Annotated in this window: 25 protein-coding genes, 1 tRNA gene and 1 pseudogene; 4 read left to right on the top strand and 23 right to left on the bottom strand. The window is 34.0% G+C overall.

The window, feature by feature from the left end:
* Positions 1-45 precede the first annotated feature (45 nt).
* Positions 46-1,446, top strand: a complete 1,401-nt coding sequence (locus tag A9G23_RS09140) for a basic amino acid/polyamine antiporter (protein ID WP_065587318.1) — start codon at positions 46-48, stop codon at positions 1,444-1,446.
* A 231-nt stretch (positions 1,447-1,677) separates the two neighbouring features.
* Here A9G23_RS09140 and A9G23_RS09135 read toward each other — a convergent pair whose 3' ends face one another.
* Both A9G23_RS09135 and nfi read right to left on the bottom strand, forming a co-directional pair.
* Positions 1,678-2,424 carry a tRNA1(Val) (adenine(37)-N6)-methyltransferase gene (locus A9G23_RS09135; protein ID WP_065587317.1) on the bottom strand — a complete coding sequence of 249 codons (747 nt, stop codon included), beginning with the start codon at positions 2,422-2,424 and terminating at the stop codon, positions 1,678-1,680.
* Positions 2,414-3,085 carry a deoxyribonuclease V gene (nfi, locus tag A9G23_RS09130; RefSeq protein WP_141674930.1) on the bottom strand — a complete coding sequence of 224 codons (672 nt, stop codon included), beginning with the start codon at positions 3,083-3,085 and terminating at the stop codon, positions 2,414-2,416. Before nfi ends, A9G23_RS09135 begins: the two co-directional genes overlap by 11 nt.
* 54 nt (positions 3,086-3,139) lie before the next feature.
* On the opposite strand from nfi, the gene A9G23_RS09125 reads away from it, so the two are divergent.
* Positions 3,140-3,721, top strand: coding sequence for an IMPACT family protein (locus A9G23_RS09125; protein ID WP_065587316.1), 582 nt, complete (start codon positions 3,140-3,142; stop codon positions 3,719-3,721).
* A 540-nt stretch (positions 3,722-4,261) separates the two neighbouring features.
* Here the strand turns inward: A9G23_RS09125 and A9G23_RS09120 are convergent.
* The 15 genes and pseudogenes from A9G23_RS09120 to A9G23_RS09050 form a co-directional block, all read right to left on the bottom strand.
* Positions 4,262-4,468: a hypothetical protein gene (locus A9G23_RS09120; RefSeq protein ID WP_065587315.1), complete on the bottom strand. Its 207-nt coding sequence runs from the start codon at positions 4,466-4,468 to the stop codon at positions 4,262-4,264.
* Between the two features lie 424 nt (positions 4,469-4,892).
* On the bottom strand, positions 4,893-5,429 hold the full coding sequence (hxlB, locus tag A9G23_RS09115; protein ID WP_081297016.1) for a 6-phospho-3-hexuloisomerase: 537 nt from the start codon (positions 5,427-5,429) through the stop codon (positions 4,893-4,895).
* A 10-nt stretch (positions 5,430-5,439) separates the two neighbouring features.
* Positions 5,440-6,090 carry a ribulose-phosphate 3-epimerase gene (locus A9G23_RS09110; RefSeq protein WP_065587314.1) on the bottom strand — a complete coding sequence of 217 codons (651 nt, stop codon included), beginning with the start codon at positions 6,088-6,090 and terminating at the stop codon, positions 5,440-5,442.
* A 14-nt stretch (positions 6,091-6,104) separates the two neighbouring features.
* A complete protein-coding gene (locus A9G23_RS09105; RefSeq protein WP_065587313.1) occupies positions 6,105-6,620 on the bottom strand; it encodes a YjbQ family protein in 516 nt (171 codons plus the stop codon).
* 104 nt (positions 6,621-6,724) lie between these two features.
* Positions 6,725-7,009: a PTS sugar transporter subunit IIB gene (locus A9G23_RS09100; protein ID WP_065587312.1), complete on the bottom strand. Its 285-nt coding sequence runs from the start codon at positions 7,007-7,009 to the stop codon at positions 6,725-6,727.
* Between the two features lie 13 nt (positions 7,010-7,022).
* Positions 7,023-8,360: a PTS galactitol transporter subunit IIC gene (locus tag A9G23_RS09095; RefSeq protein WP_065587311.1), complete on the bottom strand. Its 1,338-nt coding sequence runs from the start codon at positions 8,358-8,360 to the stop codon at positions 7,023-7,025.
* 29 nt (positions 8,361-8,389) lie between these two features.
* A complete protein-coding gene (locus A9G23_RS09090) occupies positions 8,390-8,845 on the bottom strand; it encodes a PTS sugar transporter subunit IIA (RefSeq protein WP_065587310.1) in 456 nt (151 codons plus the stop codon).
* The gene (locus tag A9G23_RS09085) at positions 8,835-10,811 is read right to left on the bottom strand and encodes a BglG family transcription antiterminator (protein ID WP_065587309.1); all 1,977 of its coding nucleotides are present in this window, start codon (positions 10,809-10,811) and stop codon (positions 8,835-8,837) included. Before A9G23_RS09085 ends, A9G23_RS09090 begins: the two co-directional genes overlap by 11 nt.
* A gap of 778 nt (positions 10,812-11,589) precedes the next feature.
* A complete protein-coding gene (locus A9G23_RS11405; RefSeq protein WP_141674929.1) occupies positions 11,590-12,273 on the bottom strand; it encodes a hypothetical protein in 684 nt (227 codons plus the stop codon).
* Positions 12,274-12,284: 11 nt separating this feature from the next.
* A pseudogene (locus A9G23_RS09075) lies at positions 12,285-13,282 on the bottom strand (phage integrase).
* The gene (locus A9G23_RS09070) at positions 13,260-14,240 is read right to left on the bottom strand and encodes an Abi family protein (RefSeq protein WP_065587307.1); all 981 of its coding nucleotides are present in this window, start codon (positions 14,238-14,240) and stop codon (positions 13,260-13,262) included. Before A9G23_RS09070 ends, A9G23_RS09075 begins: the two are co-directional and overlap by 23 nt.
* 333 nt (positions 14,241-14,573) lie before the next feature.
* A complete protein-coding gene (locus tag A9G23_RS09065) occupies positions 14,574-14,780 on the bottom strand; it encodes a hypothetical protein (RefSeq protein ID WP_065587306.1) in 207 nt (68 codons plus the stop codon).
* A 20-nt stretch (positions 14,781-14,800) separates the two neighbouring features.
* Positions 14,801-16,300: an ATP-dependent nuclease gene (locus A9G23_RS09060; RefSeq protein ID WP_065587305.1), complete on the bottom strand. Its 1,500-nt coding sequence runs from the start codon at positions 16,298-16,300 to the stop codon at positions 14,801-14,803.
* 26 nt (positions 16,301-16,326) lie between these two features.
* Positions 16,327-17,358, bottom strand: coding sequence for a BRCT domain-containing protein (locus tag A9G23_RS09055; protein WP_176700613.1), 1,032 nt, complete (start codon positions 17,356-17,358; stop codon positions 16,327-16,329).
* Positions 17,359-17,371: 13 nt separating this feature from the next.
* Positions 17,372-17,608, bottom strand: a complete 237-nt coding sequence (locus A9G23_RS09050; RefSeq protein WP_081297013.1) for a helix-turn-helix domain-containing protein — start codon at positions 17,606-17,608, stop codon at positions 17,372-17,374.
* 150 nt (positions 17,609-17,758) lie between these two features.
* On the opposite strand from A9G23_RS09050, the gene A9G23_RS11535 reads away from it, so the two are divergent.
* Positions 17,759-17,956, top strand: a complete 198-nt coding sequence (locus A9G23_RS11535) for a hypothetical protein (RefSeq protein WP_065587302.1) — start codon at positions 17,759-17,761, stop codon at positions 17,954-17,956.
* 131 nt (positions 17,957-18,087) lie between these two features.
* Here the strand turns inward: A9G23_RS11535 and A9G23_RS09040 are convergent.
* Positions 18,088-18,164, bottom strand: a tRNA-Ile gene (locus tag A9G23_RS09040).
* A 216-nt stretch (positions 18,165-18,380) separates the two neighbouring features.
* Here A9G23_RS09040 and A9G23_RS09035 point away from each other — a divergent pair.
* Positions 18,381-18,740 carry a DUF4156 domain-containing protein gene (locus A9G23_RS09035; RefSeq protein WP_065587301.1) on the top strand — a complete coding sequence of 120 codons (360 nt, stop codon included), beginning with the start codon at positions 18,381-18,383 and terminating at the stop codon, positions 18,738-18,740.
* A 75-nt stretch (positions 18,741-18,815) separates the two neighbouring features.
* Here A9G23_RS09035 and serC read toward each other — a convergent pair whose 3' ends face one another.
* The 5 genes from serC to argC all read right to left on the bottom strand — a co-directional run bounded on the left by serC (position 18,816) and on the right by argC (position 24,777).
* Positions 18,816-19,901: a 3-phosphoserine/phosphohydroxythreonine transaminase gene (gene serC, locus A9G23_RS09030; RefSeq protein ID WP_065587300.1), complete on the bottom strand. Its 1,086-nt coding sequence runs from the start codon at positions 19,899-19,901 to the stop codon at positions 18,816-18,818.
* 160 nt (positions 19,902-20,061) lie between these two features.
* A complete protein-coding gene (gene argH, locus A9G23_RS09025) occupies positions 20,062-21,435 on the bottom strand; it encodes an argininosuccinate lyase (protein ID WP_065587299.1) in 1,374 nt (457 codons plus the stop codon).
* 120 nt (positions 21,436-21,555) lie between these two features.
* On the bottom strand, positions 21,556-22,806 hold the full coding sequence (locus A9G23_RS09020; protein WP_065587298.1) for an argininosuccinate synthase: 1,251 nt from the start codon (positions 22,804-22,806) through the stop codon (positions 21,556-21,558).
* Positions 22,807-22,910: 104 nt separating this feature from the next.
* The gene (gene argB / locus A9G23_RS09015) at positions 22,911-23,690 is read right to left on the bottom strand and encodes an acetylglutamate kinase (protein ID WP_065587297.1); all 780 of its coding nucleotides are present in this window, start codon (positions 23,688-23,690) and stop codon (positions 22,911-22,913) included.
* A 76-nt stretch (positions 23,691-23,766) separates the two neighbouring features.
* Entirely contained in the window at positions 23,767-24,777 is a 1,011-nt protein-coding gene (gene argC, locus A9G23_RS09010) for an N-acetyl-gamma-glutamyl-phosphate reductase (RefSeq protein ID WP_065587296.1), read from the bottom strand.
* Between the last annotated feature and the right edge of the window lie 159 nt (positions 24,778-24,936).

Here is a 24,936-nt window from a genome sequence, read left to right as displayed (position 1 = left end):
ATATTAAATATTAATTATATTAAACCGCATAAATAAGACAACAAGATGAATACACCAGTAAGAAAAAAACTCGGCATTCTGCCGCTCACACTGTTGGTGGTTGGCAGTATTGTCGGAAGTGGAATTTTTAGTCTCCCACAAAACATGGCCGAAGGGTCAGGGACTGGGGGGATTTTAATTGCATGGACAATAACCCTTTTAGGGATGTTCATGCTAACACGGATATTTCAGTATTTATCGATCCGATTTTACAAAATCAATGATGGATTATACGGCTATGTACGAGAAGGTTTTGGCGATTATATCGGCTTTAATGCAGCATGGGGATACTGGATATCCGCATGGATGTCGTGTACTAGCTACTTAGTTATTTTATTTAGCGCATTAGGCTCTTTTGATTGCTTGAGATTCTTTGGTCATGGCACCACATTACCCGCGGTTATTTCGGCCATTTTATTGTTATGGATAGTACATTATTTTGTATTGAATGGAATATATCGCGCCTTTTTATTAAATTGTATAGTGACATTAGCTAAAATTGTGCCCATCGGTTTGTTTATTGTTTGTGTTAGCCTCGCCTTTAAAATCTCGACATTTAAGATCGACTTTTGGGGCACACCGCAATTAGGATCAATTATTGAGCAAGTTGAAAACACCATGCTTTATACCGTTTGGGTCTATTTAGGAATTGAAAGCGCAACGATTTATGCCACGAGAGCCAAAAATATCATCAGTATTAGCCGTGCTACCTTTTTTGGCTTTGCCATTACCAGCTTATTGCTTGTTTGCGTATCTGTGTTATCGCTTGGTATTGTACCGCAACAAGAACTGGCGCAAATGAAAAACCCTTCCATGGCACTTGTTATTAAACATGTAGTTGGCAGTTGGGGAGCAACTTTGATTAATATCGGCTTAATCGTGTCGGTCAGTGGCGGATTATTATCATGGCTAATGCTAGCCGCTGAAATGCTATTTTTAAGCGGTCAAGGCAAACAACACACGGTGCCGAGTTGCTTTGGTAAACTCAACAAAGCAGGCACGCCTTCCAACGCATTATGGTTAACAACAAGCTTAATAACGGTATTAATTATCCTTGCTCATTTCTATCAATCGGGCTACAACACCTTAATCCAGTTATCAACCTCAATGGTGCTGATCCCCTACTTGCTTTCGGCGCTTTTTGTTTTCAAATTAGCTATTCAACAAGGCAAAGTTTATTTAATTATGATTGGCGCTTTAGGATCGATTTATGGAGTATGGTTGATTTATGCTGGTGGTACAACTTATTTATTACTTTCCATGATACTCTATAGTGTGGGACTAGGTTTTTACCTCTATGCTAGAAAGGAACGATCTTTACCAGCATTTAGTTACTTACACGACAAAGTTTATGCTATTGCAATTATCCTATTAGCTATCATCGCTATTTTATACTTCTTGATCTGATCACATAGTTTAGTCGAGGCTTTTTAACAATCTCCAAAAGCCTCATATGAGCAAAAAATACGAATATATAAAAGGAATGCAAGCGGCTTAAATAATAAGTTATATTTGTATATAACATTACTTTTATGCTTTAACTTGTGAGGATGAAAATTTCTTTTTATCAAGATTTATTACTTACTATTAAATAACTTAGATTCACTATGAAATTAAAAATAAGTAAGCATCTAAGCGTTATTTTCGAAACAGATAAAAATCAGATAACAATCGTCTAAACTCTTGTGAATAACGCCCATCATCATCTCGCATACACAATTCCTGCGAATTAACCTTATTAGACTGAATTAATGAAAAAGCCATCAACGACAATGAAAAACCTTTTTCTGCACTATATCTAACATTCATCAATTGGTGTAAATATAACTGGTTAGATTCACATAATAACCTAAACTGATTGGATAAATGATAAGGTAAAACTAAACAAAATTGACCTACGGGGCTTAATAAACGCTTAACCGTGTCAATAAGCTGTTGAAAGTTTAAACTTTCGGTATAGCGTGCTAATTGCCTTTGAGGATTACGGCAATCAACGGCGGATTCAAAATAAGGGGGATTGGTCACAATCAAATCATAGCCCACGGCATGACTTGGCTCAAATTGATTAATGTCGATATTAATCGCGTTAACTGTAGTAAACCCAGCTTGCTGGCTATTTTGCTGACATTGTGTCACTGCCTGCACATCAATATCAATCGCATCAATTTGACAGCGATTATCTTCTAATCGCTGAGCTAACATCAACGCAATTACGCCACAACCACAGCCAATATCCAGTATTTTTTGCGGAACAGAACAAATTGGCGCCCATGCGCCTAGCAAACAACTATCGGTTGTTACCTTCATTGGACTTTTGTCATGCCCAACAAAAAAACGTTTAAAGGTAAAACCACCTTTTTTTAATGGTAATAGATTATTTTGCATGGATAAACTTCTTAAACAAAGGTTTATTTGATGCAATCGCATCAGCCCAGCGCGTTGGTTCAGGCAAGCGATAGCCACACAAGCATAAATTAACCCATTTTAAAGCGCTATCTTGGCTGACTCGGTGACCGGCCGAAATAAATAAAGGATTGCAATTATTTTTACTACATAGCACCCAACCAATCTGTTTTTGCTTATCTTGCAACGGCGTGACACTACCCGCTTGTTTTGGCAATGGTTCATACTGACCACACAACTTTTTTTTAGCTACACCAATTGTTGGCATATCTAGCAACAAACCTAAATGACTTGCAATACCTAAACGCCGAGGGTGAGCAACGCCTTGTCCATCAACAAACAATAAATCGGGTTTCTGTGTTACCTGCTGCCATGCCTCGATCAGTGCTGGATACTCACGAAAAGATAAATAACCAGGAATATAAGGAAACTGTGTTTTTATTCGAGCAATATGGTATTCAACAACCTTAAAATCAGGATAAGTAAGAACAACCATTGCAGCTCTCGTCACATGACCATCATCCTCAAAGCCTACATCGGTTCCACCAATAAATTTAACCGACTGACAAAACGTATCAGTTAATATCACTTTCTTAGCTAACATCTGTTGTGTTTGCTTTAATTGTTCTAAATTAATAGACATTTTGATTCTGTTCAGTATTATTATCCACAATAAATTGATTTTACCAGAATTAGCATGCCATATACATTAGCAAATCCCGTTGAACTAACAGAAGAAATAAAAAAAAGCCGCTTTATTGTCAATGCTGCGCCAGTTACATCAGCCGAACAAGCCACCGACTTTATTAACCAAATCAGTGATCCCAACGCTACTCACAACTGCTGGGCATGGAAGATTGGACAACAATATCGATTTAACGACGATGGCGAACCCACCAGCACTGCCGGTCGCCCTATTCTTTCAGCCATTGAAGGGCAAGATTGCGATCAAGTGGTTGTGGTGGTAACTCGCTACTTTGGCGGAATAAAGCTGGGCACTGGCGGGTTAATTCGTGCTTATGGTGGTTCGGCTAGTCACTGCTTGCAACAAGCAGAGCGTATCGAACTTATTGCCCGCATGACATTACAATTTCACTGTTATTATAACGAATGGCCAATTATCGAAAATCGCCTAAAAGAACTTGATGCCATTATTGAAAATCAAGAGTTTGATGCTGAAGGTGTCAACGTCACAACAGGCATCACACAAGATAAATCCCAATTACTACAAAAAAATATCAGCGACATCACCCGTGGACGCGTTATTATTGAGTTATAAAGAACCTGGGGAAATTGGTAAAAAATTCAATATGATATTTACCTTTGTGATATAAATCAAAATTTTGGGGGGGTGAATAGTTTATTGCCAAGTTTATACAACAATTGGCCAATTATGGGTTAGTCAATATCACCTTTCTATCTCATTTGGGTGTAACGTTTCCCCCTAAAGCAACACAATTCCAAAATAAAAAATTGTCTATCATAAATTTAAATCCTATTTTTTTATTTTGCGCGATTTTTTGTGGTTGCTCTATGACGTAAAAAGAAGAAAAAATGCTTAAAAAGGCAGTCCAGTACTTTGCCAATCAGAGGTAACAAAGTGCGATTTCTCAAAAAACAAGATGATTTTAGAGATCTAAAACTTCAATCGATATTTGTTTTCGTTTTTCTGATGTTAATAGTGTGGATTTTCTCAGCATGGGAAACAACCTTTATTTACACACCGTACAAATCAAAGAACTCGCAAACAAGCGAGTTCTTTACCAACAATCTGAGGTAACCTAATTGTTTACCTTTTAATAGTATTAACTCACTAATATTACTTTTTATCTGGATGAGGATCTTTAACAGAATCACCTTGTCCCGACATAATATACCAACCATTTTTGCTATGGGGTTTTTTATTCTGATCAGGGCAAGGCGGTAACGATTTCTTACTTTGGTTTGAATACTGATATCCACAATCGGCACACTTATAAGTGCCAGCCGAAACATCACTACCATATGGAGCAAATTTTTGTACCATTATAAGTTCCTCCCAAGTTAAATTAATGATAAGCCCAATGCTTATCACTGTTATATATAAACGCTGATTTAGGAAAAAGCAAGTATAGTTTTTAAACTAATAATCGATAAAACAACCAATTTAGATGATATAAAAAATCGTCAGGTAGCGTATTGATTTTATTCATTTTTATTAATTAAAATAAATCAACTAGTTATATTTTATATGCGAGTCGATTTTGTTTTTTAATGAAAGTCTGAAATTTTTGTCAAAAAGTTTCAGATAACTCTGTATTAGTGTATAAAAGTTAATTTTATTATTGGATTTGCGTTGTTAAGCTTTCCAACGATAATATAGAGTAACAATGGACTAAGCTACTATAAAAAATTGTACGTTTTTATAAAAATAACAAATATATCATTAATTTTATTTATAAACGCAAAAATCACTCAATATTCGCATGCCGACACTTCATTATCTCAGGAGTTTGTTGTACGCTTTCCATCAAACTATAAATAAGACTATCATAAGTTAGTAATGAAAGTTGCTCAAATGTGCTGCCCATTGGTTGGTTTAACTTATCAACTTTGATGGGAATAACAACCATATTATCGGCTAATTTTGCTAAGGTCGAGGTGTTGTGTGTGGTGAATAATATGACTTTGACGTCCAAGTCTTTTGCCTGCTGTGCATAGGCAATTAAGCTTTTGGTTTCGCCTGAATTAGAGCCTAAAATCAGTAAATCGCCTTTATTGGCTTTGGGTTTACTAATTTCGGTAATTAAACTGACCTTTAAACCTAAATGCATTAACCGATTAGCAAAAGCGCTTATCATTAACCCTGAGCGTCCTACTCCCGCTAAAAATAGATGGTTTGCACCAATAATCGCATTTTTAAATTCGTGCAGTTGTTCTTCGTTGATTGTGTCTATTTGTGCCGCTATTTCAGTTAATATATTACTTAATATTGTTTTCATACTCATTGCACTTTCCTTAATTAATTGCTTCTTTTAATTTTTCAATATTGTTTGCGATATCATTATTTTTAAAGATAAATCCACCCGAAACAATATTATTAGCCCCTGCTTTTACGCATAGTGATAGAGTTTTATCAGTAATATTTCCGTCGACTTGAATGTCATAAGAATAATTATTTTTTTGCCGTTCTAAGCTCAGTTGTTCAATTTTTTGTAATGTGAAAGGCAAAAAAGTTTCATTTTTTTGTCCGGGATTAACGGTCATAACAAGGACTAGATCAACAAGCGGCAATAGCATTTTAATTTGTTCAATAGGTGTGCTTGGGTTGATTGCTAGCCCCACGTTTATATGGTTGTTTTTTATTTTATTGATGATAAACGAATGATGAACCGTTGCTTCATAATGAAAAGTGATAATATCGGGTTTAGCTTCAATAAAATCGAAAATTGATAATTCAGGTTTTTCAATCATTAGATGGCAATCTAAAATAAAATGGGCATGCGATTTCAAATTTGATACAAAGTCACTATTAAAACCTAAATTTGGTACATAGTGATTATCCATTACATCAATATGTAAATGCGTAATACCTAGTGAATCAAGCGTATCTAACGTTTCTTTGATCAAATAAAGATCTGAATTAAACAATGATGGAGACAAAATCATGGTTATCACCTTTATTAGCAGCCCATCAGCATAAAATTAACATTACGGATTCGTTCTCGTAATCTATCCCAGTCAACAAAATAAATTCGCCCTAGTTCTCCCATAAGTGGTTTGCCATCCTTGATGATTAATACTAATGAAAAACTACCAAATAGAGATGATTTAATATGAGCATCGGTATTGAGCATGACCCATTTTTCAGCAGGATAATTGGGATCATTTAAGCTTAAACCAAACTCAATATGCTTTGGCCCTGGACTGTTATATTGATTTTCGCTGGTCATTTTAGGGACTATTTTTTCTAAAATATTATTGATATCAACCTGCAATAACTCATCACCAAAAAAGTTAGTATCATGCATGCATTCATCAAAAAAAAGTGAACATGTCGTATGCGTTGTGGCGATGGTGAGTTGACCATTTTGGATATTTGATTGCTCAATAAAATGGCTTAACTCATCGGTGATATTATGATATGAGTGCCGTCCAGCAACAGTTTGGATTGTTATGGCGTGATGATAAATGTTCATATTGGTATTATCCTTATGTATGTGTCCCATTTACTTTTTTAATGTTTGACTAAATTGCGCAGCAAATGGGACGTTGTTTATACACCTGATTTAATGACGTAGTACTAGATCGCCAAACGTTTTTTTAGTTCAGCAAAAAACTCATTTAATCCAACGCCAGTTAACAAAGGTAACCCATTGATGACTTTATCTTTGATTGAATCTGGCACAATAGTGGTACTGACAACTACATCATATGAATTGATTTTACTTAATTCATCAGCTATTTTTGATTGATAAATTTTTACTTTTCCTGCCAATTTTTCATCATTTAGCCATTTAGTCACTTTACTAACAGCAATAGTTGATGTTGCATGCCCTGCACCACACATAATAAGTAATTTTTTCATCATAATGTTCCTTTTAGTACATTTCGATTTTTTTGATTTTATTGATATAAATTAGTGAGCATAAAATGACTAGCGCTAAACCTATCAATCCGATATAACCAAGATAGTTTAATAACAACACAAATAAGGTGACTGGCCATAAACCACATAAAATAACTGTGACAATGCCCGCAGTGCCCACATCATAGTTAGCTAAATGAAATACATCGGTAATAACCGGTGCTAGCCAAGTTGCCATATATAGGCAAATCACTAAATAAATTGTGCCACCAATAATTGATCGAACGATATTTCCTTTAAAAAACGGAACCATCAAACAGATACCAAAAGCGTAGAAAGCTAAATCACCAAAAGGTAACACTTTATTACCTGGTAAGATTAAGGCCAATAGGAGTGAAACCGGAACCATAATTAATGCCGTTGCCATAACAGCGGGATGTCCAACCGTTAATGCAGCATCCATACCAATATTAACTTGCTTGCCATTGAGTTTTTTGCTGGTAAATTCACGAGCAGCTTCAGCAACTGGTAGCAAACCTTCCATAAACATGGCAACCATTTTGGGCATTATTTTCATAATTGCCGCGGTTGAAATTGCTAGCTTACCAATTTGCGGCACATCATAGCCGGCTAAAATCCCCACAACTAAACCAATAATTAAACCAATAACGACCGTATCACCAAAAATACCAAATCTTTTGGTTAGTGTTTCTGAATCGGTATTTAATTGATTAACCCCAGGAATGCGATCAAAGAGCCAATTTAAAGGAATGGCCACAACAGCGCCCGATAGGGCCATTAAGTGAGTAATTGAAATACCCGGATAGCCAAAAAATGAACTGATTGGTTTTTGTAGTAAATCAGCCAAGAACCATTGCAACATAACCGCAGTAATGCACCCAATAATGCCAACCCAGTATAATCCTGTAACTGAATATGCCACTAAGCCTAAAAATATCGCAAACCAGAAATTCCAAATATCAACATTTAAGGTGCGCGTCCAACCGAGTGAAATAAAGATAAAATTAATTATCAACGAGATAGGGATAAGCAGTAATCCCAATGTAGTTGAAAACGCCAATGGACCTCCCACACCACATCCAATATCCATGATACTTAATGATGTGCCATATTGTTCACCCATTCTTTGGATAGCAACACCTAACGTATCGGACAATAAAGCGATCACTAAACCTAAACCAACAATACCGGTACCAACAGTAATACCAGACATAATCGCTTTGGAAAATGGAACCTTAAAAACCAAGGCGATAATAAATATGATGATCGGTAAAAACACTACCCCACCTAAATTTATGAGCCATTGAAAGATGTTAATCACACTATCCATTTTAGAACTCCTTTAAAAAAGTTAATTTTTTATTTAATGCCTGCTTGATTTAAAATTGCGATAAATTCAGTCATTGAACTACACTGTTCTAATTGTTTTATTGCTTGTTCGTTTTGAAATAAATCGATCAAGTTTTGTAAATTTTCAACTTGTTCATGAGGTTGTTTCATGGCAAGCATAAAGATAAATTTGACCGGAATTTTTTCACTGTCATCAGTCATTCCGTTAAAAGTGACGGGTTGTTTTAATGATGCAAAACAAATTTGTGATTGATTAACTTTTGATGAATCCGTATGTGGCAAAGCAAACCCAACAGAATTAACCAATAGACCCGTTGGATATTGTTGTTCTCTTTGTAAAATGCCGTCTAAAAAATCTTGCGTAACTATTCCATTGCTAAATAACATTTGTGCCATTAGCGTCAGAATTTGTTCTTGATTTGATGCCTCGATATTCAAAAGGCATAACTGTTTATCAAAATACATTTTTGGTTCCTTTTTGATTATTTAAAAATGATTTTAGTTGTGTAAAACGAGTGATATTTTTTAACGCTGATATTGCGTGTTTGTTCGAAACAATTTCGTAAATTTCGGTAAATACTTCATTGATACTATTGATGTTATTTTCAGAAAGGCTAACCATAATAATTACGCTAACATCAATAACACCCCATTTGATGGGTTTGCGTAATGTCATAATGGATATACTGGATTTCGTCACAAACATGGGGGACCCATGCGGTAAGGCAATGCCGTTTTCGATAGCGGTGTCACCTATTTCTTCGCGATGTAAAACAGAATCACGGTAGTGATAAGTGACATAACCTTTATCTTCAAGCCGATGTATTAATTGATTAAGACATTCATTTTTATTATCAATATCGACATTTAATTGAATAAGATCAGCAACAACAAATTTTGCTGTGGCTGGATAACAATTTGTTTTATCATAAAAATTAGACTGCTTATTTAACACATAATTGGCATAAGCCTGAATAATATTTTGATAGTCATTGGTATTTAATAATGAGGAAATTTTAACAACTGGCTTATTGAGATTGTTGATATCAAGTGTAGTAATAAATAAATCAACATTACTATGATTGGTCGATGCCAATTTCGAAACTGAATAAACTTCAATATTATCTTTAGAAGGTAATATTTTTCGAACTTTATTAAGTATTAAATTCGATGAAGAACAACCATATTGACAAATAATCACAATATTATTAGCATCAGCTGCTTTATCTAACGCAATTTGAAAATGAATCAATAAAAATGAGATTTCGTGATCGTTTAAGCGAATATCAAATTTACGTTCTACATCAGAAAGTGCATACCACAATACGCTAAATAATTTTGAATATTCGTGTTTTATTTCTTTTAGTATAGGATTCATAATACGTATTTGTTTTTGCAAACGGGTAATCATGGGTGGAAAGTGAGATAACAATGAATGGAACAATTTGCTATCTTTCGATAAATCGATTCCTTCAATTTCGCCAATTTTTTTTATAATTTTGCGGATGATTTGTTCATAAAAACTATCATCAACTTTTACCGATTCATCAATGATTCGATGAGCAAAAAATAGCTTACTTAAATATTTAATATCATTAGTTGAAAAATTGATTTTAAAGGTAACTTCGAGTTGTTTAGCAAGATCTGATGCAATTAAATACGATTGCATATAACGGATATGGTTAAATAAAAAATCATCTTCTTCATCAATAGGATAACCGAGTATTAATCGTTTTAACTGTATTGCAATCGATATCAATAACGATGATAAATAATATTCTGACGATTGCTGAACGATTGATTCGTAGTGTGCAAATAATAATTGGCTAATTTGCGTAAAAGAATCATTGTCCATCAATGATTTCATTAATTGATTTAGATAATAACTATCTTGTTTATGAATATATAACAATAAAAAGTGCTTAATTGCGCGCTGAATTTGGTTTTCTTTACCCTCTACAACAATGGCTTTGTGCGTGATATTTAGTAAGACATTTTCAGAGAATAATGAACGGTTAATAAACTCAATATCTTTATGAAGTGATGTTTTACTAACAATATAATCATCAGAGAGCTGTTCTAACGAAACGCTTTCTTGATTTAGCAAACAACGTTTTACAATATCTAATCGGCGATATTGTGGCGTTAATCGACGTGCGTTTTTATTAAAATAGCCATGGCTATTGTTTTGCTCTAGATAACCAATTATCGAATCAATATCGTCTTTATTTCCCATCAGTATTAAACCTTTACGGGGAGATTTTTCGATATAAATATCGTTATTGGGGAAGGTTAATAGCTGATCATTTAACTTTTCAATGTCAAAATAAATGGTTTTGGTCGAAATGGATAATTTTGAACTAAAATAGGCTGCTGGTTTAAATTCGGACTCATTAAAAAGTAGTTTCAGTAATTGTATCTGTCTTTCCATTACCAAACTCCTTTTGTCAGTTTTATCGTAATACATTCATAACGTTATGCTTTAAAGTATAATGAGTTCAACAAATTAAGACGATGACATTTTTTTCCAGATTAATCTGGAAAAAAATGTCATTAAAAAGAACTGAAAAAATCATTGATTGATGATAAGACCTCATGAGGCATTAAATAACATGACACCGATTGAGTATAAAACACTAAAACAAGTAGCATAATTTTCTACGTTAGTTGTGTACTAAGTTAGGGGTATTTACATGGATTACACTAATGAGCTACTCTTGAATTTTTAACTATATAAATACATGTAATTAAAACGCCATAGCTTAACACTTGTTGGCATTATTAATAAAAAAGACCTTTTCCATCAGATAATTGATATTATTTCAATTTGGTGTTTAGATGACTGAATTTGCTTATCAGTTAATGGTTTTACTATCCTAGCCATATATCACCTCAGTTTTAGTAATACGCCGTTTATGACATATGATTTATATTACTAAAATTGGTAATAGCAACCAAATTAACACGAGCAATAATGAATAATAAGCGTACTTTGTTTTATATAGTTTAATGATTTTATTTATTAAAATGAAAAGTGGTGAAAAGAGATAAAACATTTACTACTGGACTTGAACCAGTGACCAATCGATTATGAGTTCTTTAAAGCTGTATTTAAAATCAATAACTTACAATTAAATCAAGCGGTTATAAATACATATATAGACATATTTTACTATATAAAAATATTTTCAACCGCCATTTTTCCGCCATTATTTTAGTTGCTCGTTTTTAAATTGTATGACTAACTCTGTTAATTCAATCATTCTGTTATATCTCATTATCATTGGATAGAAAGTGAATGAAATTAACATCAAAATAATATATGCATAAGCAATACCTGACACCCAATTAAAACCGCCAGAAGTTGATAATATAGCCATAGTAGATAATACTCCAGGTAAAATACCCAATTTATCCAAGGAACCAACAATACATCCTATTCTTTTTTCTAAAAAAGAGCGTTCATTTTTTAATTCAATTTTTCCAATTTCTAAAACTTGAAGATCAAGCTGTAACAGTTCTTTAAAATATTTGTTATCCATGATGTAAGAAGTTTTTACATTTGAATTTATTGAATTACAAAAAGGTAACAGTGTGTGGCTAATAATTTTCTTTTTGTTGCTATAAATATCTAGAGCAACACAGAATGTCATAGAAGCATAGCTAAAAATTAAAATAAGAAATGGAACTATATAGAGCTTTGAATTTGGCTCATAATTTAAACAATGGATACAAAGCAGAAATATTATTGAAATTAGTACTGACACTATTGATGCCAAGTAAGAGTATTTTTTTGATTTATACAAAAAAGATGATTTGTATAATTTTAATCTCAATTTTTCCCTTCTTTTTTCCTCAATTTCAATTTTTTTTAATATATTCAAATATCTCATTCAATTCCCTCTTAGTCATTTAACGGATTCAACCTTACCGCATCTTCAAAGTGATCAGGTGCAAAGTGTGCGTAGCGCATAGTCATTTTGATATCGGTGTGGCCGAGGATTTTTTGTAATACTAAAATATTACCACCATTCATCATAAAATGGCTGGCAAAAGTGTGGCGTAATACGTGGGTTAGTTGTCGATCTGGTAATTCTATTCCTGCACGATTGATTGCCGAGCGGAACGCCGAGTAACAGGGAGTAAATGAGCTACCATTCTTTTTGGGAATTTCGTTAAAGAGCTTGTACTAATTGGAATGGTTCTATTACGTTTGCCTTTGGTGTTAATGTAGGTGATTTTACCATCTTTTACTTGAGCACCTTTTAGGCTTTCGGCTTCGCTCCACCTTGCTCCTGTTGCTAGACAAATTTTAACAATGATGGTTAAATCGGTGGCAGTACTTTGCTCACAAGATAGCAAGAGTTCATGAATTTGCTCTTTAATTAGATAAGCCATTTCTTGCTCATCTGTTTTAAATGGGCGTATTCGTTCAACTGGATTGTTATGTTGCCATTCCCCTAGCCTGATCAACTCATTAAACATTGCTTTAAAATAAGTTAATTCAAGGTTCATGGTTCGGGGAGCTACATTTTTAATGCGATCGGTTCTAAATATCTCACCATCAATGCGTTTTTGACGATAGTTAGTAAATTGTTTGGCTGTGAAATCGGTAGCAAGTGGATGACCTATACAATCATCAGCAAATAACATGGCTTTTAGGCGTTTTTCACCGTCTTTAAGCGTTTGCCCGTGTAATGAATACCAAGTATTAATCAAATCTGATAAACGCCTGCGATCTATCTTTTCACCCAACCAAGGTTTTTGGTTAGTTTGCTCTTCTAAATAATTTTCGTAAGCTAACGCCTCACCTTTGGTGGCGAACGTTTTACGAACACGCCGACCATCTTCAAGGTATTTTTCAAATAGCCATTTGCCGTTACTTTGTTTGCGTACAGTCATACTTATCCAACAATTGGTATAACACTTTTAGATCGTTATTAAAAAATCCCATATTGTAATAGTTTACATTTGGAATATTAGGTTTTTGCTCCAGTAATTTAACCATTTTTATTAGCCAATCTGAATTTTTACTAAATCGTTTAGTTAAACTCCAAATAGCTAAAATAACCGCTTTAAGGCGGGTTAATGAATAATCTTGTAGTGAGTCTAATTCTAGATTATTTAATAATTTTGATGATATTGAGGGTTTAACGCTATAGTTCCATAGCCTAGAATTATGAGCACATTTATTCCGAATAATATTTAATGTATGTAGGCAGTTTTCTAAATGCTTAGTACTATCATCAGTTATACCAAGTCGAGTGCAAATACTTTGTTGATAGTTATGTTTTAATATCTGATAAAAATTAGATAACATACCAAAATCCCAAATCTCTGTTGCAACCCAGATCGGTATATTTTTATAGTTTTCATAATTCCATTTAATAAAAACATCTTTACTATTTACGATCTTACTTTTTAGTTTTTTTATATACTCTTCAAACTTATCGTTATATTTTTGTTTATCTACTTTAAAAAAGTTTTTGTTTAAATGTGCACAAGGATTACTTTTACCTAGTTCATAAGAAATAATAGCTTTAAGATAATTTTCGATTCGTTCTATTCCACAAAAAAGATGTAACCTAATATCTTTATCAAATAAATATAAGTTATAAAAATCTTCAAAAACGGTTCCTTCTTGAAAGTCATCTAAACGCTTGTTAAGCTTGGAATTAATCGCCTCTTTTCTTGCAATATACCAATAGCCCGATAAACGATAATAGCCAATATGAGATAATTTTCGTTTAGCTCGTTTGATATCCTTTATAGACATGCCACGGCTAACCAGTATATCGATTTGTTGTTGATACGTTTTGTGGGGTTTTGGCTCTTTTTTGGGAATTACATGATAAGACATAACTAAACCTTTATAAATAAAATGGGCTTAATTACCTAATGCAGATAAAAGAAGACCCTGCCATAATTACTCTTCGCCCAATTAAGTACGTTAATAAGAGATTAGAGGACAGGGTACCGTTACAATTATATTACTACAAGTTCGGATCCTTGTCGACTAAAATTGATGTTTATTGATGCTTATTTGTTTTTATATGCACTTTTCAATCAATGAAATTGCATAGAATCAGCTCCACAATCACTCCCTAACAATATCTCACCAGTTTCTAAAAAGCTTAAGGAGTTGCCTTAATTCATGATATATTAACAAATAACATTGCATTTAAGCGTTTGCCTAGTAATGAAAACGGTTAATTAAATCCGATAAATGGCGCTTATCAAACTTTTCACCTAGCCAAGGCTTTTGGTTAGTTTGCTCTTCTAAATAATTTTCGTAAGGTAACGCTTCGCCTTTGGTGGCGAACGTTTTACGAACATGCCGACCACCTTCAAGGTATTTCTCAAAAAGCCATTTGCCTGAATTTTGTTTTCGAATTGACATATCTTATTAATTTCTCAGTACTAAATTTCATTTATGAATTTATTAAGATTTTTAGCAAATTTATCAAATTCCAAACTAGGTATTGTTTTTATATCATCACTTAATTTTTCAATAAACGCGCTTTCCTCAATACATCTTCCTTTTAGATCTTTTTTTATATTTGAATAAAATTTTTTGTCTGGATTTTTTGGAGGAGATTTATGTTCATTATTAAATTCTGAAAATAAATTATCTAATGATTTGAGTGTAAAATATTTATCATTTATAACCTTTTTAGCATCTGAATATTTTTTCTCATTCAGCATGCCAAACAAAAATTTTTCAATGCTCGGTATCGGTAAATAAAGCTTTAAGAGATTTTGAAAATCTGTTAATTTACTTACGCTTTCCTTTACGTCCCCATCAAGTATACTTATTACTTTTTTATTAGTACCTAATACATTATTGGCTAATAAGTCTACATGTAGCTTTAAAACACTATCATAGCCTCCGACAGGAACAACATGTATTAATTTGCTTTTGTTTAGAAAATGCTCTGCAATTATATTATTAACAAGATAACAAGCCAGTTTATCTTCAACAAGAATTAAAATATCATAACCATCGTGAGAGTATACATCCCTTATCGCATAGCTGGGAAAACAGGGGTTGATAGTATCTATATTACCATTATCGTTTTTCAGCAAAAACATATTTTCGGGAGCTAGTGCCCTGATAACTTCTGGAGAATGTGAAGTTATATATATAACCAGTTTTGGGTAGGTAATTCTTAGTTCTTCAAAAAAAGCGAATAATCTCTTTATCGCAATAGGATGTAAAGCTAACTCAATTTCATCAATCAGAATCAAGGGAGTTGTATTTTGATATTTTTTAGTTCCTTGATTAATCAATGTATAATAGATATAGTTAAGTAATGAAATTAATAAACATTCACCAGAGCTCATTCTGTATTGACTTATTAAACCTCTATTCTCAATATCAATAAAGTAAGGAATATTTATTAAATTTAATTTTTCTGATATCCGTTTGCTTTTAATTCTTCTTAAATTTCTGTAGTTTTTTCTGTCACCATGCAAAATATAACTTAGGTTATCTTTAACAAAATCATCAGCATCAACAATCATATCATCAGTTATCATTCTTTCTTTAAACAATTTATCTACTATTCTTGAGTTATCAAATCTTGTGCCATAAAACAGACTACCTTCGTAAACACCAGACAAACGAACACAGTTTTCTTTACACATCCACTTATTATCATTTTCGACAACCCAGGTATTGATTGTATTTTTACCATCTATATTTATATCTAAATATACAAATGATTTATTATCATAGTCATGTGCATTCAACATAAAGTATCGTTTTGGGCTTGTCAAAACTGAAAGTAAAAGCATTAAGGTACTTTTACCGCAACCATTTGAACCAATAATGCCATAAATTCCACCTTCAAAAGGTAATTCAATATCTGCGAACTTAATATTTTTAATATTTTCAATTTTTAATTTAACTAAATTCATTATATTAACTATCCTTATATATAAAATTATGAAATTTCGCCAGTCTCAAGAAAATGTAAGAACTCTTCTTGATTCATCACTGGTATATTGTTATTTTTTGCTTGTTCAATTTTATTTTTACTAGCGTTATAACCTATGCACAATATTTGCAAGTTTTGAGTAACACTTTTTCTTACTGTTAGATCTTTTTCTTCTGCTAGTTTGATTAATCGTTTTTTATCAGATTGCTTAAACCCTGTAAAATGGACATCAAACGTTTCTTTTTTAGTTTTACTTTTTTTTCTTGAGCTTCCAGCATTATTGCTAATTTGTAAAACTTGGGTTAAAAACTGTTTAATACTATAATCATGATAATTGTACTCAATGGTGGATATAATACAATCCACCTTAAATGTTCGAATTTGATCACGAACGGCACAAATACCAGAAAAATAGATTTCACTATGTTGGTTAATCAATACTTTATTTAAATTTAAAAGACGATAGCTAATATCATCATTTGCATCAGAATAAGAAAACTCAATATCTTTTGAACCTTTCCACAATGTTTTTAGTTTAGATTCAAAATTATCTTTTAAATATCGATCACGTTCTTTAGCTTTTTTCTCTTTTTCTTCTTCTGCTGTTGGAGGTGTGTAAGAAATGCTTTTGACTGGATTATGTTTCTTTTCTTTTTTTGCTTCTGCTTTAATTGCTTTTTTTGCTTTAGCTTTTAAAATTCGTTTTTGAGAGCTTTTAGATAATTTAGTTTTACCAAAGCCAATTTCATTTGAACTTATTGTATTTTCTTGTTCAATTTGTTCTTTTGGCTTCGTGTTAAAAGAAAAATACTTTCTTTTTTTTAACATAGAAAAGAAGAAAAATGCTTGTATTGTAAGTATAACTAAAAATACCTTTGACAATAGAAATCCACATAACAAAAAAGTAAAAGCAAAAAAGCACCAAGTAATAATAAGACTTTTATTACTCCATGTCGGTTGAGGATAATTACAGTACGGACAATTATTTTTCAATGCGCCTTTTCGAATATCATTATTACAATTCAAGCACTTTGCCATCATTCACCCTTTACTAAATCAACTTAGCCTTTAATTCGTTAAACTCTTGATCGGTTATTGCACCCTTTTCTTTCAGGTTTGCCAGTCGTTCCAGCTTTTCTAGCGTTTCATCTGTTAGAACGGTTTCTTTTGGTTTTTCATTTGATAAAAATTCACCTTCACCATTAGCTAACCATTGTAAAGTAGCCCCTGTTTCATCCATACATCTAATAACAAGATCGTAAGGAAAACTATCCCTCTTATATCGCATAGATAAGCTTATCAGATTCAGAACAGCAGGCTACTTTTTGCTTAGAAAAAAAGCGCAAGACTAAGCACACTTAACCCCGGTTTATTCACTTCGAGGATTACATGAACATAACACCAAATACTCAAGCAACAAATCAACACAGTTTTTTGCGTGAGTTTCATCACCCATATAGGCCAAACCAACGAATCTGATGCTTCACTTTTAACACGTTTATACAATGATTTTAATGCCGCTGTAACATTAAAAAACGGCGTGCTGATTATTTTCAAAAAAGGATTGGCAAAAACGGTAAATAGTCAAGATATCCCTATAACAACAATCATCCGTAAACTTGGCGATCAGCACTGATTTGCCATTGCTGATAGAAATGCTTACACTAGTATAAAAGCTTATTGGATTGACTACCGCTACTTAATAAAATTGACTGATTTTTATAATGTGTTTTTTAAGTATAACTTTTTGATTATATTGATTTAGAATGGTGGCCCCTACTGGACTTGAACCAGTGACCAATCGATTATGAGTCGACTGCTCTGACCAACTGAGCTAAGGGGCCTTTTGTATGTGCTACTGAGTTAGTAGGATTATGATTATAATAGAGTTGAATCAAATTTGCTATAGTTAATTAATAAAATAGGTTGGTTTGATTATTTATTAAACTGCAATTTATTGGATTTTATTCAGATCGAATTACTGATATTTTTTGTTTAATTAAACTGATACAATAATTTGGTTTATTATTGTTCGTTATTTTATTGGTTGAGGGAATGTTATGTCTATTAAAAAATTATTATTTATTGGTGTTACGATGTTTGCAACCTTGTTTTTAGGTGCTTGTAGTGGCTCTAAATATCAACCGACTTCTGCTGGTAGTCAAGTTCAGTTTATGGATACTAAGCCTGCGGCTTCTTGTCAATTATTGGGTAAAGCAGAAGGACGTCGTAGTAGTTTCTTTTCTGGCCTTAAAACTCATAGCGAGCTAATTCGCGATGCAGCTTCTGAGCTGATGAATAAGGCTGCTGCAATGGGGGGGAATGTGATTTATAACGCACAAGATGCTTCTATGCAATATATTTCGGATATAGCGCCAACAGATGCTGTTATGGTTGGTGATGTTTATAGTTGTAAATAAAGCTAGTTAAATAAGAAAGGGAGCTTTGCCTCCCTTTCTTATTGGTATTAATGAATTATAATATCTTGAATTAATTTAACCATTTTGTTTTTCAAATTGCTGCATAAAGTCAATTAAATAATTCACTCCTTCTTGATCCATCGCATTATAAATGGATGCACGCATTCCACCTGCAATACGGTGACCTTTGATGCCAATAATGTTAGCTTGAGTTGCTTCGCTTACAAATTTTTTATCTAGTTCTTCATTTGGCGACAAGAAAGTGACATTCATAATTGATCGATTCGCTGTTGCGACAGCATTTCGATAAAAATCGGATTGATCGATAAATTGGTATAGTAATTGCGCTTTGGCTTGGTTTCGTTGCTGCATTGCTTTTAGTCCGCCAAGGCTTTTTATCCATTTAAACACTAAGCCCGACATATACCATGCAAATGTAGGAGGCGTGTTAAACATGGAATCGTTGTCTAATAAAATTTTGTAATCTAATACTGATGGTAGTATTTTTTGCGCATAACCAATAAGATCTTCACGCACAATAACAATGGTAATGCCTGATGGACCAATATTTTTTTGTGCACCGGCATAAATAATGCCATATCGGCTTACATCAATAGGTTGCGATAATATGCATGATGATAAGTCAGCAACCACGGTTTTATTGCCAAAGTTGGGCTCTTCAAAGATTTGAACTCCATCGATTGTTTCGTTTGGGCAATAGTGTACATAGGCGGCATTATCATTTAATTGCCATTCTGACATAGGTTTGATAGCTGTTATTCCATATTCTTTGATAACAACATTTTGTTCATTAATTTGGCAATATTTGCTAGCTTCTTTAGCTGCGCATTGGCTCCAATAACCGCTGTTAATATAGTCTGCACTGGTTTTGTTACCTAAGATGTTTAATGGAACTGCGGCAAATTGTGCTCTGGCACCACCTTGGCAATAAAGGATTTTGTAATTATTAGGGATGTTTAAAATTTCACGCAGGTCGTTAGAGGCTTCAATAGCACATGCATCAAAATCTTTACCTCTATGGCTTAATTCCATAACCGATGCACCTGTATTACGCCAATTTAATAATTCAGTTTGCACTTGCTTTAATACATCAGCAGGCAATTTTGCAGGACCTGCACTAAAGTTATAACTTTTATTCATTGCGATTCACTTTAATCCATTCAAAAAAGTATTCTATTTTTACACTGTATGGACAGATATACAATCAGATTTTTTGTAAAAAAGTTTCAGAAAACCATGTGTTTTAGTATAAAAACACCGGCGAATGCCGGCATGGTTGTAATTAGATTGATATAGGTGATTATGAAAGTTGTTGCTTAGCAACTTCAATCGCCGATTTTACCTGCTGTTGTGCAACGCCGCCTTTAGCACAGCGTTTAGCTAAGCATGATTCTAACGATAATATTGGATAGACATCACTATCGATAACGGGACTGAACTTTTGTAGTTCGGTAAGCGAGAGTTCTTCGAGTGCTTTTTGCTTTGCTATCGCATCAACAACGGCTTCGCCAACAATGTGGTGAGCTTCGCGAAATGGTATGCCTTTGGCAACTAAATAATCAGCAAGTTCGGTTGCATTTGAATAACCTTGTTTAGCGGCTTCTTGGCAGTTTGTATAGTTAATTTTGATATCTTCTAACACTAGTGCGGCCATATCTAAACATTCTTGCCAAGTGTCGAGCGCATCAAATAGGTGTTCTTTGTCTTCTTGTAGATCTTTATTATAAGCAAGCGGTAAACCTTTGATAGTCATGAGTGTTCCCATTAGAGCCCCCGTAACCCGCCCTACTTTGCCACGAATCAGTTCTAATGCATCAGGATTCTTTTTTTGTGGCATGAGTGAAGATCCTGAAGTCACACGATCTGATAGTTCAACAAAATTGGCTTCGCCACTGTTGAAAATAATAAGATCTTCAGCAAAACGCGATAGGTGTATCATGCCTATTGAGGCGTTATTTAATAATTCAACAATATGATCACGATCAGACACCGAATCTAAACTATTATTCGTTGCTTGAGTAAACCCTAACCAATGCGCCAATTGCTCACGATCCATTGGATAGGCGGTTCCAGCTAATGCACCTGAGCCTAATGGGCTAACGTCTAAGCGTTTTAGTGTATCTTGTAAGCGATTGACATCACGACTTAGCATTTCAAAATAGGCTAAGCACCAGTGTGCAAAGGTGATTGGTTGAGCACGTTGCAAGTGGGTGTAACCGGGCATAATGGCATGTTGATGCTGTTCGGCAGCTATAACCAGAGATTGTTGCAAGTGATTAATCGCACTAATTAAGTAAGGGATTTGATCTTTACACCATAGTTTTAAATCGGTCGTTGATTGGTCGTTACGGCTTCGCCCTGTATGTAATTTTTTACCTAAGTCGCCAATTTTTTCGATCAGTTTTTGTTCGACCCAACTGTGTATATCTTCGGTATCACTTTGTAAAATCTGTTTGGGATCTTGTTTAACCGAAATTAGTAATTCATTTAAGGCTTTTTCTAATTTTTTTTGTTCATCATAAGATATAACGTTAACCGTCACCAATGCTTTTGACCAGGCAATTGAAGCCATGATATCTTGCTCTGCAAGACGATAGTCAAAGCGCAATGAATCATTAAAATGCTTAAATCGTTGATCTGCCGCTTGACTAAAACGTCCACCCCATAATGCCATAATTACCTCAATATTATCTTCAATAATTGCTTAAATAATTTAAATTTTATCAAGAATAAAAATAATATATACAGGATTTAACCTGTATATATTTATAATTATCACTATTTTATTTGCACATTAGCTTTTACTTTCTCGCTTTTTTGCAGGTTGTTTTTGCTTTTCTTCATTTAATGCACGTATACGTGATGATAACGAGAATAGACGAATAAACCCACCAGCATGGCTATGATCATAAACTTCATCTTCACCAAATGTGGCAAACTCTTCGCTGTATAAGCTATTGGGTGATTGCTTTTGTACCGCAGTCGCATTACCTTTATAAAGTTTAACCACTACTTCACCTGTCATATCTTGCGCTAAAACTTCGGCTGCAGCTTGAATTGATCGACGATATGGAGCAAACCAGCGTCCATCGTAAACAACGTAAGCCATTTCTAAACCAAGTTGTTCGCGCCATTTAAAGCTGTCACGATCTAAGATTAATTGTTCTAAACCGCATAATGCTGTCATCATGATTGTGCCACCTGGCGTTTCATAACAACCACGTGATTTAATGCCAACTAGGCGGTTTTCAATAATATCAACTCGTCCAACACCATGTTTTGCACCAATTTTATTTAATGTTGCAACACAGTTGTAAGGCGATAATTTTTTACCATTGACTGAAACCACTTCACCTTTTTCGATGCCAATGGTCACCAATTCTGGTTTGTCTGGCGCTTCTTCTGGCGAAACAGTCCAAGCCCAGCAATCAGCGTTAGCTTGGTTCCATGTGCTTTCTAACACGCCGCCTTCGGTTGAGATATGCCATGCGTTTTCGTCACGGCTGTAAATTTTTTCAACAGTTGCGGTAGTTGGAATTTTACGTACTTTTAAATAATCAATTAATGCTTCACGCGAACGTAGATTCCATTCACGCCAAGGTGCAATCACTTTAAGTTGTGGCGCGAGTGCGGTATAAGTGGTTTCAAAACGTACTTGGTCATTACCTTTACCCGTCGCGCCATGACATAATGTATCAGCGCCAACCGCTAGCGCATATTCAACTTGTGCTTTGGCAATAATTGGACGAGCCATCGAGGTACCAAGATAATAAGTACCTTCGTATAAGGCCCCTGTTTTTAAGACAGGGTACACATAGTCTTTAACAAATTCTTCTCGTAAATCAACAACTTTACAAGCAACTGCACCCGACGCTTTAGCTTTTTTTTCTATATCTTTTAATTCTTTGGGATCTTGACCTACATTAGCAACGAATGCATAAACTTCACACCCTCCATAGTTTTCTTTTAGCCAAGGAATAATCGCCGATGTATCCAAACCACCCGAATAAGCCAATACCACTTTTTTTGTTCCACTTTTTTTCATACTACACCCTTTCTAAATTAACTTATGATAAAAAATGAGTTAAAGACCTCTACTTTTAATCGTTAAATATAGCTAACTAGCTTAATATACTAGCAGCTTAATATTTAAGCTATTATTCTTGTACCTGTAGTACCTGATTGTCCGTTAAATAATTCAATCAGTTGGTCAGACTCTTTCCAACTAGCAATTACAATCGGTCGTCCTAAAGCTTTGGCAGCTTCAAAAGCGGAACTGACTTTTACGATCATGCCTTCTGTAATAATACCTTTGGCAATCAGTTGATCGGCTTGCGATTGCGTTAGTGATTCAATGCGTTGTTTATTTTCGTCAAGTACACCAATCACATCAGACAATAATATTAAGTTAGCATTTAACGTTTTGGCTAGCGCCACCGCAGCATGATCAGCATTGACATTCATCATTTGCCCTGCGTCAGTAATACCAATCGAGCTGATAATGGGTAAGTAACCAGTATTAATAAGTAGATTTATTAACGTAGGATCGCCGGTTTTGGCTTCACCAACATAACCAAGATCTTCCGAAATTTGCTTGACTTCTACACTATTACCATCAGCTAAGCAGAGCCCCACACTGGCTATTTTCTGTTTTTTAGCTTCTGACAATAAGGTGGTATTGGCACTGCCAGCAAGACTACCGACAATAACGTCAATTTGGTCAGCAGGGGTAACTCGTAGTCCATTTCGACGTACCACGGGTAAAGAGAGTCTATCCATTAGTGAATCGACCACTGTACCACCACCATGCACAATAATTAATGGCCGTTGAAAATTCTTTTTATATTCACTAATAACAACAAATAATTTATTTAAGGCATCTTTGTTATCAAGTAATACACCACCAAGCTTTATAATTAATGGTTTCATTTTAGTTTCCTATTAATTTAACTTACTGCTAATTTATTCAATAATTTTTTACAGAATTTAAATATTTCATCCATTTTTATAATAATGATGTAGTTTCATCAAAACCATATCGAATATTCATACACTGCACTGCTTGTGCTGCTGCACCTTTTAATAAGTTGTCTTCAACAGAAATTAATATTAAATGGCGATCTTTTAATACAAAACCAATATCACAATAAGGCAAACCAATGACAGATTTTAATGCCGGCCAATCTTTTTGATAGACTCTGATTAAAGGTTTATTTTGATAATATTTATTTAAAGCCGTAAGAATATCTTGTGATGTTACGCCTTCTTTTACTCGGCAAGTTATAGTGGCATGAATACCTTGTTTAAAACTACCTAAATGAGGTGTAAAGATCACTTCTTGACCTAAATGTGTCGCAATTTCGGGTTGATGGCGATGAGTAAAAAGTCCATAGGCATGTAAGCTCACTTCGCAAAATATATTATTATGCGAAGGTTTTCGCCCTGCCCCACTCACCCCACTCACAGCATTAATAACAGGCCATTGTGAATTATCTAATAGACCCTCCTCGATCAATGGTTTTAGTGGTAATTGTGAAGCTGTAGGGTAACATCCTGGTACAGCAATAAGTTGAGCCTGTTTGATTTGTTCACTATTCCACTCGGCTAAACCATAAACTGCTTTATCTAACCATTTTGGGTATTGATGGTTGAAGCCATAATAATCAGAATAAAAAGTGGCGGAATTGACTCTAAACGCACCGGATAAATCAAAAACGGTACAGCCATGTTCTAAGAAATAAGGGGCTATATTATGACTAACAGCATGTTCAGTAGCTAAAAAAACGATATCGACATCATTAATATAAGCGGAATAATCCGCAGTAGCTATAAGCGGTAAATCAACAACGCCTTTTAACTGAGGGTATAAATCGTAATCAGAGATCAGTTTGCCATCATCTTGGCTGTTTTCTGATACTGTTAAAGCAATAAGTTCTATATGTGGATGCTTATGTAAATAATACACTAATTTTGCGCCAGCATAACCACTCGCTCCAACAATAATTGCCTTTAACATGCCTATCCTTATCTATTTTTTATACAATTATTTGTATATAGTAGGTTATTTATAAGGCTATTACAAGCGCAAAAATGAATTTTTATTCATTTTTTATGAATTTAATTTCATTTTTGGTTTTTGGTTTTTGGTTTTTGGTTTTTGGTTTTTGGTTTTTGG

This window comes from Gilliamella sp. App4-10 (genome assembly GCF_001690495.1).
GTDB classification, from domain to species: Bacteria; Pseudomonadota; Gammaproteobacteria; order Enterobacterales; family Orbaceae; genus Gilliamella; species Gilliamella apicola_G.
Note: the sequence above shows the minus strand (reverse complement) of the source record. Positions and strands in the feature narration are given on the sequence as shown.